Source organism: Bradyrhizobium sp. P5_C12 (assembly GCF_054049735.1).
The window spans coordinates 20,416-33,734 of record NZ_JBFULU010000043.1; the positions used below are offsets into that span (position 1 = coordinate 20,416).

Consider the following 13,319-nt stretch of genomic DNA (forward strand, 5'->3'; position numbering starts at 1 on the left):
TAGCCCGGATGGAGCCAACGGGTCGGCGCGAAGCGCCGCCCGATGACAGGCTCCGCGCAATCCGGGGCCAGACCAACCGCATCGCTCGACCGCTCGTGTGGCATGAAACCCGGATTACGCCGCGCTCCATCCGGGCTACGGACCTCGTCGCATCGCTATGCCCCGCGCGCGAGCAGCGCCTTGAAATCGGCTCGCGCCCGCTGTGCCTCGGCCCGCGCGACCTCGGAGGCCTCGCCGAGGCCGAAATAGCCGTGGATCAGGCCGGCGCCCTCATGGTGCTTCACCCGCACGCCTGCGGTTTCCAGCGCCCGCGCATAGGCGGCACCTTCGTCGCGCAGCGGATCGAACCAGGCGGTCGCCACGATCGCGGGCGCGACGCCGGCGAGCGAGGTGGCGCGCAGCGGCGAAACGCGCCAGTCGGTGGCGCGAGCGGGATCGGCGAGGTAATGGCCGGCAAACCATTCCATCACGGCGCGGGACAGAAAGTAGCCGTCGGCATTCTCTGCGCGCGACGCAAAGCGTGCATTCTCGCGGGTGTCGGCATAGCTGCCGACGACGTCGGTCACGGGATAGACGAGAAGCTGTGCGGCAAGCCTGATGCCGGCATCGCGGCAGGCAATCGCCGTGGCCKCCGCGAGATTGCCGCCRGCGCTGTCACCGGCGACGCCGAGACGCTTTGCATCGTCGCCAAATTCCGCGACGCGGTTGAAGATGTCGCTTGCGGCAGCGAAGGCGTCCTCGAAGGCGCCGGGAAAGCGCGTCTCCGGCGGCCGCCGATAGTCGATGGAGACGACGACGGCGCCAGTCTCTATCGCGAGGTTGCGCGCCTGCCGGTCATGGGTCTCGAGATCGCCCGCGACCCAGCCGCCGCCATGGAAGAAGACCACGGTTGGCGCAGGAATGGTGCCGACGCGATAGACACGTGCATCGAGCGGGCCGGCGCCGCCTTTCACCTTGATATCCTGCACCGTGTCGACGGGCGGCGGCGGCACCTCCGCACGCGAGGCAGCCAGTGCGCGCAAGGCATCGCGCGCGCTCTGTGGCGTCATCGTGGTGGGATCGCGCAGCGGCAGCAGTGGAATGATCTGGGCGATGACGGGATCGAGCGGTGCGGCCATGATGGGTCCTCACGGGGTTCTTCGTCTTGCTTGGCCGTTAGCATAGTTTTCGCACGCCGCATCGGCAACCGGCGACGTGTTGCAATTGTAGCGCGTTGCATTGTAATGGCGGCAAACCAACGGGCAGGGAGGTCTTGGGGTGGAATTCGAAACGCTGGTTCAGTCGCGCCGCAGCGTGCGTGGTTTCAAGAACGAGCCGGTGCCGCGCACGGTGATTGAGGCGATCATCGAAAGCGCCAAGCGCGCGCCGTCCTCGATGAACACCCAGCCCTGGCATGTCCACGTGCTCACGGGCAACCCGCTCGAGGAGGTGCGCCGCCGCAACATGGAGGAGATGATCGCCGGCGCCAAGGTCAAGCGCGACATCGTCAGCCATGGCGAATATCAGGGCATTCACCGCACCCGGCAGGTCGACGTCGCCAAGAAACTGTTCGGCGCGATGGGGATCGCGCGCGACGACAAGCCGATGCGGCAGGACTGGGTGTTGCGCGGCTTCCGCCAGTTCGACGCGCCGGTCTCGCTGGTGCTCAGCTATGACCGCGTGCTCGACCCCGGCGCGGTCTGTCATTTCGACCTTGGCGCGCTCTGCTACGGCATCGTGCTCGCGGCCTGGGATCGCGGGCTCGGCAGCGTGATCAACGGGCAGGGCATCATGAGGTCCGACATCGTGCGCGAGGTTGCCAAAATTCCGGAGGACGAGATCATCATGACCTGTGTCGCGATGGGCTATCCCGACGAGACCTTTGCCGCCAATGCCGTCCGGTCCGATCGCGAGGCGAACGGCGACTTCGTGCGCTTCGTCGGATTTGCCGATTGACAAGATGCATCGCGTACGACGGAGGAGATTATTCCCCTCTGGAAATTTTTAGTGCGGACTCTCTGCCGGCCCTTGCAATCTCGATCGCGCGGGAGGAACAATATGCGAGATGAAAGGTTTGTTGCTGGCGCGAGGGAATTAACATGCGGCGGCTGGCTAGCCTGGTTCGACGGTTGTTTGGCCCGCGAGTGCGGCGCCCGGTTGATGATGACCCAAGTCTTCCCTTCACTTCCGAAGAGTTCAGTCGGCTGATCCGAAGCGGTAGACGCGAGGACATGAAGTTGCTTGCGGAAGGGCTGGCCTGCCGGTCCATTCCGGGCCGTGCGAAGTACCGAGCCGCGCACTAGCGGCGGGCTGCAAGTTTCGCGGGTGGACGCCGGCCGGTTTTCGGCTACCGCGTCAGCGCGACCTGCTTGAACGAGACCACCAGCGCCTTCTCCAGTTTTCCGGTCATCCCGCACAGAATGTTGTAGGCCTCGGTGCGCGGCATCGTCGGTTTGTAGTGGCGGTGCTCGATGAGCGCTGCGAAGATGTCCGCGATCGTGAGAATCCGGACGATGTCGTTGATGCTCTCGCCGCACAGCGCGTCTGGATAGCCGCTGCCGTCGAGAAATTCGTGGTGATGCCGCACGGCATCGAGAATCTCGGCCGAGATGTTCTCGTGATCCTTCAGAAACTCGTAGCCTGCTGCCGGATGCGTCTCGATCATGGCGCGTTCGTCGGCATCGAGGCGGCCGGGCTTGTCGAGGATCGCAAGCGGGATCCGGGCCTTGCCGATGTCGTGGAACATGGCTGCCGAATACAGCCGCTCGAGGTCGGTCCGTCGGACGCCGAGGCTCAATCCGAAGTCGATCGCCACGCCGGTCACGAGCAGGCAATGCTGGTAGGTTCCCTCATGGTGCCGCCGCACGGTGGTGAGCCATTCGGACAGGCCGTGCTCGGTGATGCGGTCGGCGATCTTGCTGCCCGCTTCCCTGGCGCCGTCGACGTCGAGGGGCTCGCCGAGGGTGACGGCCGTGAACATCGAAGCGATGGCGGTCGCCGCGGTTTCGACGGCGTTGTCCGGTTGCGGTGCGTCACTTGAGGCAGCAGAGGTCAGCTCGGCCGGGTCAGCGAGCGCTGCCAGCAGTCTGCTCTTGTTGATCGCACCGGGAAGAACGAGGGTGGCGCCGAGTGCGTAGGCCTGCGAGATGCCGACGTGAGACGAGTGCTCGACGAGGAAGATGCGCTTCGTGGCTTTCKCCAGCTTGCCGGCGCGCTTCTTGATGGCCGCGATGTTGCCGACGTCACGCAGCTCCGCGCGAACGACGACCGCGAATGGCACTTGTGACAGCTTGGCTTCCGCATCGAGGCGTTCGCCGGCGACGGTAAACTGCTGTTCGAGGGCCGAGCAGATGCCCGCCAATTTGTCGGAAGAATCGGCCAGCACATGCACAAACGGGCGAGCCGCTTCCGTGTTTCGGATGCCACCGTCGCCTTTGGCGGGGCTGGATATGGTTCGGGCATTCTGCACGGCGGGCCGCAACTACGGAGAAATTGAATGAGCTTGATGAATTCTGGAGCTTATTTGCTCGGAGTGGAGTTTGGCGCAGCAGCCGCTTTTGCGCTTGCCGGCTTCTTTTTGCTTTCTGCGGTGATGAAGTGCACGCCGGCCATGGTGCCGTCGATCCACACCAGTTCGCATCGCCGGTAGGCAAGACCCGTCGATGACAGCAGCATGAAGAATTCCTTGGCCTGGAGCACGTCGAGCGTCCCTTCGACCTCGATCTTGGCGCCACTTTGCGACACGTCGAGCAGGACGCAACTGCGTCGCCAGGTGCCGTCGGAGCCCATCAGATTGACAGCCTGCTTGTGATCCATCCGTACGCGAAGCGCCTTTCGACCGTCGAACCTCATCGGTTAACCCCCATTTTTGTGCCGCGATTTCCCGCATCGCCTGGGTTGGCACTCGCTGCAATTTCCCCCCAGCGCACTGTCCATTGGCTTGTCGACAAGAGAAGCGTTTCGAAAATCTGCTGCGCCCGTTCGCGTTCGACGAAGGAGAGCCGTGTGCCGCTGCGGTTGCTCAGGATCGCGAGCGTGGTTGCCCAGTTCAGCCGCGCGGCCCGGCAGGCCATGACGAGGCCTTCGCAATCGTCATCGGTCATGACGTGCTCCACGATCTCGATCGGAGCGCCTGAGAGCACCGACAGCGCCGTGAACAGATTGGCCGTCTCGCCGCGGATCGTGAAGCGGTTCACGGTGGAATCGTTGAGCTTGCCGACGCGGTTGAGCGCGACGATTTCCGGCCTTGCGCTCGCATAGTCGGCCGGGCAGGGCAGCTTGGGCGGAACCGGTGCTGCTTGTTGTGCAGGTGGAATGGCGGATGCATTGGTCTTGGCCAAGGTCTTGGCCAAGGTCTCGGCCGGGATCTTGGCCGGCGCCTTCGGGCCCGGCGAGACGGAGAGCAGCTTCCGTACGACCGGGTCGGGCGTGCCGGGCCGCAGCACCAGCGCCTTTGCAATCTCGCCGTCCGGATCTGCCCTGGCGACCAGCGCGGCGTAAGCTGCCTCGGAGAATTGGGTTCCCGAGTTCTTGATCAGCGCAAGGCAGATCGGGCCACCGCGTTTGATCAGCGCCTCGGTCACTTCCGGCTCGATCGAGTTGCGAGCGGCGATCGCGCGTTGGTGCCGCTCGCCGCACGAGGCCGCGATGGTCGCGAGACCGGTGGCGGAGATTGCCTGCGATTTGAGGAGGACAGGACAGGCCACGTCCGGGTCGTCGTGTGAGGCAAGGCGTTGCAATGTCTCAGGCGGGGCCACCGTGAGCTCGGCAAGCGCTGCACCGAGTTGAATCAGCGCGCTGGTCTCGACGCGTTCCGTCAATCGCAGGAGAACGCCGTCAACCACACCGGCGAGCAATTCCTGGGGCCGGTCGCGGCTACCGGTGAGCAACTGCACAATACCGGAGAGGATGCGAGCACAGCGGTCCGGCGGACACGTAGCGACCGCCTGTTCCAGTTCAACCAGAATATCCGCAGGCGAATTTGCCATCATGGCAGGGCCTGAATCTCAAAAGAAACTTTGACGAATGAACGGGCTCCATTGCGCCTCAGAGTTGTTAATATGAATCTTAGACTTTGACCCTTCGGGTATCAGTGCACCGTCCGCTTCGCAGGAAACGCTATCGAAATTTGGCAGGACGCCAACCGTCAGCTTGTCCTTTGCATTGGACCCTCGCCAACTGATCGAGAGTGGGCAGGATGATTCTTTCGGTCGAACGGGACAACCGAAAGGGGGAAACTCGGACCGGCATCGCCGCCGGACGCGCGTTGGTTTCGACGCGACGTTTCACATTGCCATGAGCAGTATTGCCCCAAAAGTATTTCGCTTTTCCGACGTCGATGAATTTCGAAATGCCATACGAGGCCTGAACTTCGAGTTCACGCCCTTCGTACGGAAGATTTCGGCGGAGCAGACCATTTTGTCGCTGCCCGGTTGCGACGTGAACTTCACGCGGGCGTTTCCCCGCGTCGTGGACGCGCAGCTCGTCGAGAATTGCACCGCCATCGGATTCACGATGGACGAGCTCAACGTGCCCATCCGCTTCAACGGCTCGCAGCGCGCCCGACCGGTCATCGTCATCGGAAGTGGCGGCGCCGCTTACACCACCATCGAGGAGGTGCAACGGCAACTTGCCTCGGTGGTGTTCAGGCCGGAGGTGACGGATCGCGGCTGGCCGCACGCGGTATCCAGCTTCAAGATATTTGAAACGACGGCCGCGAGCCTGAACCGGCTGCGCAGCCTGGTTCGGGAGGTACTGRCTGCCGCGTCGGAGCCCATCGGTGCCGCGGAAGTGCCGCTGAAGGCCGCAGCCATGAAGGAGTCCCTGCTTGGCGCCGTCGACGACGCGTTTGAAAGCGTCGTTCCCGCGCGATGGACCCTGCGGCCCAATGACGAGCGCAACTTCAGGATATTCCGGGACATCCGCGCGCTTCTGTCCGACGACCTCTCGCAGCCGATCTACAGCGAGGAGATTGCGCGCAAGCTCAACCTGTCCGTCCGCACCCTGCACGACGTCGTCCGCCGCTATCGCGGCATGAGCCTGCATCGCTACTTGCGCCTGCGCCGCTTGTGGCTGGTGCGCCAGCGCCTGCTCGCCGGTGCCGACAGCGTCAAGGCCGTCGCACTGGCGTTCGGCTTCTGGCATCTCAGCGACTTCTCCAGAAGCTATCGTGACCAGTTCGGCGAGACGCCGTCGCAAACGCTGGAACTTGGACGACAACGATAGCGCGGCAAATCGGTTGAGGCCGTACCGCTGTTTCGTGCTAGCGTGCCCGCCATGAGCAACCGCATCCTCGTCCTCTACGGATCCTACCGTTCCGACCGCATGGGCATTCGCCTTGCGAATTTCGTCATCGACCGCCTCCGCAATCGCGGCGAGGAGGTCGAGTTCATCGATGCCAAGGCAATCGGCCTGCCGATGCTCGACCGCATGTACAAGGAATATCCCAAGGGTGCGGCGCCCGAGGCGCTCGAGAAGCTGGCGGGGCAGATCCGCGGCGCCGACGGCTTCGTCTTCGTCACCGGCGAATACAATTGGGGCATTCAGCCCGGATTGAAAAATCTCACCGATCACTTCCTGGAGGAGTGGTTCTGGCGCCCGGCCGCGATCGTGAGCTATTCCGCCGGCCGCCTGTCCGGCGCGCGCGCCTCGACCGCCTGGCACGGCACGCTGTCGGAGATGGGCATGGTGGTGGTGTCGAGCACCATCGGTGTCGGGCCGATCGCGCAGACGCTGTCGGCCGAAAGCGAGCCGATCGGCGAGGGCGGCAAGGCGCTGGAGCGGTCGTTCCCGCGCTTTGCCGACGATCTTTTGTGGTGGATCGAGGCGGCCAAGGCGCAGCGCGCCCGCAAGGCGCCGCCGTATTGATGTCCCGTAGCCCGGATGGGGCGAAGCGCAATCCGGGGGGGCTGCCGATGACGTCAGAGATCCCGGATTACGCGGAGCCTGTCATCGGGCGGCGCTTCGCCGACCCGTTGGCTCCATCCGGGCTACGAATCCGCCGGGCTACGAATCCGCGCCTTACGCGGTCCTGACCTCGGCGAGGAAGCGGTCGAACTGACCGGCGAGGTCGCGCGACTGCGTCGAGAGTTGTTCGGCCGCGCCCAGCACTTCCTTGGCGGCAGCTCCGGTGTCGTCGGCGGCGCGCTGCACACCGGTGATGTTGGTGTTGACTTCCTGGGTGCCGCGGGCGGCCTCCTGGACGCTGCGGGAGATTTCCTTGGTCGCCGAGCCCTGCTGCTCGATGGCGGCCGCAATCGCCGTGCCGATCTGATCGATCTCGGCGATGACGTCGGCGACGTTGCGGATCGCGGTCACGGTCTCGTCGCTCGCGGTCTGGATCGCTGAAATCTGCTCGGAGATTTCGGTGGTTGCCTTCGCGGTCTGGCCGGCCAGCGACTTCACTTCGGACGCGACCACGGCAAAGCCGCGGCCGGCGTCACCGGCACGTGCGGCCTCGATCGTGGCGTTGAGAGCGAGAAGATTGGTCTGCTCGGCGATGCTCTGGATCAGCGTGACGACGTCGCCGATCTTCTGCGCGCCCTCGGCGAGCGCGCGCGCCGTGTCGCCGGTGCGGCGGGCGTTGTCGACCGCCCGCGTCGCGATCTCGGTGCTTTGCGCGACCTGGCGGCCGATCTCCGCGATCGAGGAGGTCAGCTCCTCGGTGGCGCTGGCGACCGTCTGCACGTTGGTCGAGGTCTGCTGCGAGGCCGCGGCGACGATCGCGGCCTGGCTGTTGGTCTGCGCCGCGGTCGAGGTCATCGACTGCGCCGTGCCTTCCATGGTGGAGGAGGCGCGGGAGAGGCCGCCGACGAGCTCCGTGACCTTGGCCTCGAACGCGCGGGTGAGGCCGTCGAGCGCCTGGGCGCGGCGCATCTTGCCGTCGTTCTCGGCCTGCTTCTCGGCCGCGAGCCGGTCGGCCCGGATCATGTTGTCCTTGAACACCTTGACGGCTGCGGCCATCGCCCCGATCTCGTCAGAACGCTCGGCGCCGGGGATCTCTTCCGCAACGTCGCCGTCGGCAAGGCGCGACATCCGCGTCGTCAGGCTGACGATCGGGGCGCAGACGCGGCGGCGGACCATCACGATGAGGCCGGCGCTGGCGATCAGCACGGCGAGGAGACCGACGAGTGCGATGGTGAAGCTGGTGCGCGCGGCGGCGGAGGCGCCGGCGAGGATCTGCTCGGCGTTGTCATAGAACGCGTCGCGGACCTCGATGATGGTGCTGAGGCCGCGCTGCGTGGCCGTGTAGTAGGTATCGACGTCGTGTTCATACTTGCCACTGACCGCACCGTCCTTCACCAGCTTGAGCTCGCGGCCGAACTCCTCGATATAGATCGAGTTGAACTTCTCCAGCGCAGCGGCGACGTTCGCCGGGGTTGACGGGTTGCCGCGCAATTCCTGCAGCGCCATCACGATCTGGTCGTTGCGGCCCTGCGAGCGGCTGATGTCGGCCTTCTCAGTGTCGGTCGCCGGTTTCTTGCCCCCGACCAGATTCTTGTGCAGGCTGGAGTTGAAGCCGCCCACGTCGCGCAGCGTCATCGCGACGTTGGCGTAGCTGGCTTGGCGGTAGGCATCGCCGTTGAGGATCGCCATGCGGCGCACCTGCTCGTTGAGCAGCGCGGTGACGGCGGCGTTGAGCACGGCGTTGTCGGCGACGATCTTCTTGGCCGCGTCCTTGCGCACCTCCGCGGGGCCTGCCATCGCCTTGTCGATGGCCTCGCGCAGCGCGACAAATTTCGAATTGATCGCGTCGATGTGGCTGCCGATGGTGCTGCCGTCGTCGAACGGGCCGGGCAGCTCCTTGCGCTGCGCATTCATCTTGTCGCGGGCGCCATCGGTCTGCTTGCGCAGCTTGTCGTGCTCGGAAAGCTGCGCCGGGTCGTAGGTCGCGGGCCCGTAGAGGATGTTGGTGGCGAAGCCGCGCTCGGGGTTGAGGTAGCGCGGGATGTCGCTGACGGCACGGACGATCGCGAGCCGGCCCTGCGCCTCGGCGATCCTGTCCATCGTCTGGTACTTCGTCACGGCGACATAGACGGCGAGGCCGCCTCCGACGGTCGACAACGAGACGATGGCGGCGGTCAGGAGCGTACCGATTTTCATGATCTGTCCGGCAATTGGCGCGGGGAAGAAAACGATTCTGCGCAAACGATAGGCAGCCGGTATTAATCCGGGGTTTACGCTGCCGGCTGCATGCCCCGCCGGCATGCGTCCATTCGTCCGGACGCAGGTCGCGCTACCGCGCCGGCCGATCGAGCTTGGCAAGGATCTCCAGCGTCGCCTGATCGCGTTCGCCTGCGAAATATCGGGCGATCGCCTGATCGAAAATCGGCTCACCCGACGCCGCGCCGAACAGCGTCATCGACGAGCGAAATTTTGCGTCATCCGGTGCACCCAGGATCGCGTTGATGCTGCGCCCCTGGACGGCGAGCACGAGGCCGGTGCATTCGACGAGGCGGGCGCCCAGGACGGGGTGGGCGAGGTAGGCGCAGGCCTCCGCCCGCGAGCCGATGGCGTAGCGCTGCGACATCGCGCTGAGGCCGAGGCCCGCAACCTGCGGGAAAATGAACCACATCCAGTGGCTCTGCTTCCGGCCCCGGGACAACTCCCCGATCACCGCGGGGTAGACCGGATTCTGGGCCTGAATGAACCGGTTTAGGTCGAAAGGATCGGACATTGGCTACCTTGGGGCACCCTGCCGGCCGCGATTATGCCTAACTTTTGGCTCCCAATGTGGTTTCTGGTATAGAGTCTCCGGGTGGGGGTGGGTCCCCCCGGGGGTCGATTTGGGGATCTGATGGTTTCCGACACCGCAAGAGCCGAGAGGCTGTTGTCGCGCCGCCGTATCGGGCGAGCCGAGACCATTTTGCTGTCTCTGGCCGCGATGGCGCTGTCGCTCGGCGCCGCCGCCTGGGTCTCGGATCTCAGCGATTCGACCCCCCTGGTCTCCGCCGCGTTGCCGCCGGCCAATACCCTGTCGTTCGACGAGCGTTTCACCTCGCTGTCGGGCCCCGCTCGCGATGCCGGCCTGCGGGGATTGGAGCGGTCCGCCCTGAACGCGGTCCAGCTCAAGCTGCGCGACGCCAAGGCGATGCTCGCCCAGAAGCTCCAGGGCGATGACTGGCGCTCGATCCTGACCGAGGACAATCGGCCCGCGGTCGACGAGCGGAGGCCGTCGCAGCGCGCCGACGCCGCCGTCCCGATGCCGCGCTCGCGCCCGTCCCAGGCGGACCTCTCCGCCCAGATCGCCTCCAGCCAGGCCTATGCGGAGACCAACCCGAGGGTCGACAACCGCAACTTCTTCGAAAAATTCACCGACAAGATCAGGCTGGCCTCGCTGACGCCCGACAGCGGCCTGTTCGGCAAGGCGCCGGATCTCGCTGCGCTCGGCTACGATTCGCGGACGGCGGTCTATGACATCTCGGCCAAGGCTCTCTACCTGCCGGGCGGCGTCACGCTGGAAGCGCATTCGGGCATGGGCCCGCTGATGGATGACCCCGACCATGTCGACCAGCGCATGGTGGGTGCGACCCCGCCGGCGACCTACGACCTGAAGCCGCGCGAAAAACTGTTCCACGGCGTCCGGGCGTTGCGCCTGACGCCCACCGAGGGCACCAGCGCGCTCGGACGCGTCGGCCTGCTCACCCACAATTACATGCTCGGGCCGCGCGGGGATTCCAACGGCTGCGTCTCGATCAAGGACTATGACCGCTTCCTCAAGGCCTGGGACAACGGCGAGTTCAACCGCCTGGTCGTGGTGCCGAAGCTGAGCGGATCGGCGACCGCCTCGCAGCGCGCGAGTACCGACTCCTGATATTTGCCTGCTGCGGCGGGGCTGCCGTTTCCCGTTCGTTAAGCCGTCCTCGTCCAGAAGCAGCCCATGAGTGATCCTTCAAGCTCCGACACACCGCTGCGTACGACGTTCAAGATCAAGCTGAACGGTGACACGCTGGCGATCGCGACTGTCGGCCAGGCCTATCAATTCCTCACCAATTTCAAATCGGTCGAGTGGATGGAATTCCGCTCGCTGCACGGTGACGCCGTCCACGCGCTGGAAGGCGCCGCTGACAACGCTATGCTCGCGGTGCAGGCGACCAACGCCGTGCGCGCGCTGTTCGTCAGCGCGAAGCTGCTTTAGAGCGGCCTTTCGGCGAGCCTTGTATCCACGTAGCCCGGATGGAGCCAACGGGTCGGCGCGAAGCGCCGCCCGATGACAGGCTCCGCGCAATCCGGGACGGTGCCGGTGACGTGCGAGATCCCGGATTTCGCTTCGCTCCATCCGGGCTACCGACTGCCGTCGTCGAACCCGCTCTTGTGCGCCTGCGACCAAGGCTTGACTGAACAAGGCTTGGTTCAACAAGGCTTGGCGCGTTTCGCGCCGAGGAAGAGGATCGCATGGATATTGCAGAATTCATTTCAAGCGTCGATCGCGCAGGCGCGGAGCAACCGACGCTCGCAGGGCTCGAGGCGTTCGAAAAATCGATCGGCTGCCGCTTGCCGGATGACTATCGCCAGTTCCTGCTGGGCTGCGCCGGCGGCTATTGTCAGGGCTCGGCCGAGTTCAACTGGCCGCAAGGGCATTGGGCCGGTGCGGTCCAGGAGGTGCTGGGATTGCGGGGCGACGTGTGCTCGCTGGTCCGGACGCGTCAGACGCCGCAATGGCCGACCGTCGATGAACTCGTGTGGATCATGAGCGACCATGGCGGCAACCCGATCTGCATGACGATCAACGAGGCGCACTTCGGCAAGATCTGGTTCATCGATCACGAGGTCGCCCGCTACGACGAGTCCTGGACGCTCGCTGAAGCGATGTCCGACAATTGGGGCTACGTGCTGCCGCTCGCGGATTCGTTCGGCGATTTCATGGCCGGCCTGTACGAGGAAGCCGAGGCGGCGTGAGGAGTGCATTCAGGGAATTACAACGGGCGCTGCCGATCTTCCTCCAGGACGCCTTAGGAGTTGCCGGCAAGCCCTTGGTTCGGTGCGCTGTTTCGGCACGCGATGGCCGCGGCGCCATGCGTTCTCACGGCTTGAACTCTGCCTCAGGAACGGGCAAACGGTCCGGGAAGACCGTGGCCCATGCCGTCCATTTCAAGCCTTGATCCAGGGAGAAGCCGATCATGAAACGCCGTACATTCCTCAAGGGCGGCGCGGTTGCCGGCGCGACGACGCTGGTTGCCGCACCTGCGATTGCGCAATCGGCCCCCGAGATCAAATGGCGCCTGACTTCGAGCTTCCCGAAATCGCTCGACACCATCTACGGCACCGCGCAGACCTTCGCGAAATACGTGGCGGAGGCCACCGACAACAAATTCCAGATCCAGACCTTTGCGGCCGGCGAGCTCGTCCCCGGCCTTCAGGCGCTCGATGCCGTCAGCGTCGCCTCGGTCGAGATGGCGCAGACGCCGCTCTATTTCTACATCGGCAAGGAGCCGGCGCTGGCCTATGCCACCGGCGCGCCGTTCGGCATGAACCATCGCCATCAGGAATCCTGGTGGGCATTCGGTGGCGGAGCCGAGCTTACCAACGAGGCGCTGAAGCCGTTCAAGGCGCACGCCATCCTCTGCGGCAATTCCGGCACCCAGATGGGCGGCTGGTTCCGCAAGGAGATCAAGACGGTCGACGATCTCAAGGGTCTCAAATTCCGCATCGCCGGCATGGGCGGCCACGTGCTGGCGCGGCTCGGCGTGGTGCCGCAGCAGCTCGCGGGCGGCGACGTCTATTCGGCGCTGGAAAAGGGCTCGATCGACGCCGCGGAATTCGTCGGCCCCTATGACGACGAGAAGCTCGGCTTCCAGAAGGTCGCAAAATACTACTACTTCCCCGGCTGGTGGGAGGGCGGCGCGATGCTGCACATGATCGTCAACGACGAGAAATGGGCCAGCTTGCCGAAGCAGTACCAGGCGGTCCTCAACCAGGCCGGCTCCGCGGCGGGTGCCTGGATGCTCGAGAAATACGACAGCGTGAATCCGGCCGCCCTGAAGCGGCTGATCGCCAATGGCGCGGAGCTGAAGGCATTCCCGCAGCCGGTGCTGGAAGCCTGCTACACCGCGACCCAGGAGCACCTGAACGAGCTCGCCGGCAAGAGCGATCTGTTCAAGCGGACCAAGGAGAGCCACGACGCGTATATGAAGGAGCTGCTCTTCTACACGCAGATCGCGGAAAACTTCTACGACAACTATTTGCTCAGCAAGATGCGCAACAAGACCTGATTGCAAGAAGGGGGCGCGGTGTTGACGCCGCGCCCAGCTCCGTAGCCCGGATGGAGCGCAGCGTAATCCGGGATCCCGCACGCCAGCGGCACCGTCCCGGATTACGCTTCGCTCCATCCGGGCTACGAG

At 64.9% G+C, this 13,319-nt stretch carries 13 protein-coding genes; 7 read left to right on the forward strand and 6 right to left on the reverse strand.

Features of this window, described 5'->3' with window-relative positions:
• Positions 1-155: 155 nt before the first annotated feature.
• A complete protein-coding gene (locus ACXJMY_RS29330) occupies positions 156-1,118 on the reverse strand; it encodes an alpha/beta hydrolase (protein WP_456622832.1) in 963 nt (320 codons plus the stop codon).
• A 139-nt stretch (positions 1,119-1,257) separates the two neighbouring features.
• Between ACXJMY_RS29330 and ACXJMY_RS29335 the strand changes: the two genes are divergently transcribed.
• On the forward strand, positions 1,258-1,935 hold the full coding sequence (locus ACXJMY_RS29335; protein ID WP_456622833.1) for a nitroreductase: 678 nt from the start codon (positions 1,258-1,260) through the stop codon (positions 1,933-1,935).
• 391 nt (positions 1,936-2,326) lie between these two features.
• Here the strand turns inward: ACXJMY_RS29335 and ACXJMY_RS29340 are convergent, their stop codons facing one another.
• From ACXJMY_RS29340 to ACXJMY_RS29350, 3 genes are read right to left on the reverse strand one after another with little or no spacing between them, the layout of a single operon-like run.
• Positions 2,327-3,448, reverse strand: coding sequence for an HD-GYP domain-containing protein (locus ACXJMY_RS29340; protein ID WP_456622834.1), 1,122 nt, complete (start codon positions 3,446-3,448; stop codon positions 2,327-2,329).
• A gap of 50 nt (positions 3,449-3,498) precedes the next feature.
• A complete protein-coding gene (locus ACXJMY_RS29345; RefSeq protein WP_456622835.1) occupies positions 3,499-3,831 on the reverse strand; it encodes a PilZ domain-containing protein in 333 nt (110 codons plus the stop codon).
• Complete coding sequence (locus ACXJMY_RS29350; RefSeq protein ID WP_456622836.1) at positions 3,828-4,970, reverse strand: DUF2336 domain-containing protein; 1,143 nt, start codon at positions 4,968-4,970, stop codon at positions 3,828-3,830. Before ACXJMY_RS29350 ends, ACXJMY_RS29345 begins: the two co-directional genes overlap by 4 nt.
• A gap of 304 nt (positions 4,971-5,274) precedes the next feature.
• On the opposite strand from ACXJMY_RS29350, the gene ACXJMY_RS29355 reads away from it, so the two are divergent.
• Both ACXJMY_RS29355 and ACXJMY_RS29360 read left to right on the forward strand, forming a co-directional pair.
• Positions 5,275-6,204, forward strand: coding sequence for a helix-turn-helix domain-containing protein (locus ACXJMY_RS29355; protein WP_456622883.1), 930 nt, complete (start codon positions 5,275-5,277; stop codon positions 6,202-6,204).
• A gap of 51 nt (positions 6,205-6,255) precedes the next feature.
• Positions 6,256-6,846: an NADPH-dependent FMN reductase gene (locus ACXJMY_RS29360; RefSeq protein ID WP_456622837.1), complete on the forward strand. Its 591-nt coding sequence runs from the start codon at positions 6,256-6,258 to the stop codon at positions 6,844-6,846.
• Between the two features lie 153 nt (positions 6,847-6,999).
• On the opposite strand, the gene ACXJMY_RS29365 is transcribed toward ACXJMY_RS29360, so the two are convergent.
• Together ACXJMY_RS29365 and ACXJMY_RS29370 are read right to left on the reverse strand one after the other, a co-directional pair.
• On the reverse strand, positions 7,000-9,081 hold the full coding sequence (locus tag ACXJMY_RS29365) for a methyl-accepting chemotaxis protein (RefSeq protein WP_456622838.1): 2,082 nt from the start codon (positions 9,079-9,081) through the stop codon (positions 7,000-7,002).
• A 133-nt stretch (positions 9,082-9,214) separates the two neighbouring features.
• Positions 9,215-9,655 (reverse strand): DUF1810 domain-containing protein, encoded by a 441-nt coding sequence (locus tag ACXJMY_RS29370; RefSeq protein ID WP_456622839.1) that lies wholly within the window; start codon positions 9,653-9,655, stop codon positions 9,215-9,217.
• A 189-nt stretch (positions 9,656-9,844) separates the two neighbouring features.
• Between ACXJMY_RS29370 and ACXJMY_RS29375 the strand changes: the two genes are divergently transcribed.
• The 4 genes from ACXJMY_RS29375 (at position 9,845) to ACXJMY_RS29390 (ending at position 13,190) form a co-directional block, all read left to right on the forward strand.
• On the forward strand, positions 9,845-10,792 hold the full coding sequence (locus tag ACXJMY_RS29375; protein WP_456622884.1) for a DUF2778 domain-containing protein: 948 nt from the start codon (positions 9,845-9,847) through the stop codon (positions 10,790-10,792).
• 66 nt (positions 10,793-10,858) lie between these two features.
• A complete protein-coding gene (locus ACXJMY_RS29380) occupies positions 10,859-11,116 on the forward strand; it encodes a hypothetical protein (RefSeq protein WP_456622840.1) in 258 nt (85 codons plus the stop codon).
• A 257-nt stretch (positions 11,117-11,373) separates the two neighbouring features.
• Positions 11,374-11,877: an SMI1/KNR4 family protein gene (locus tag ACXJMY_RS29385; protein WP_456622841.1), complete on the forward strand. Its 504-nt coding sequence runs from the start codon at positions 11,374-11,376 to the stop codon at positions 11,875-11,877.
• Positions 11,878-12,098: 221 nt separating this feature from the next.
• On the forward strand, positions 12,099-13,190 hold the full coding sequence (locus ACXJMY_RS29390; protein WP_456622842.1) for a TRAP transporter substrate-binding protein: 1,092 nt from the start codon (positions 12,099-12,101) through the stop codon (positions 13,188-13,190).
• Positions 13,191-13,319 lie beyond the last annotated feature (129 nt).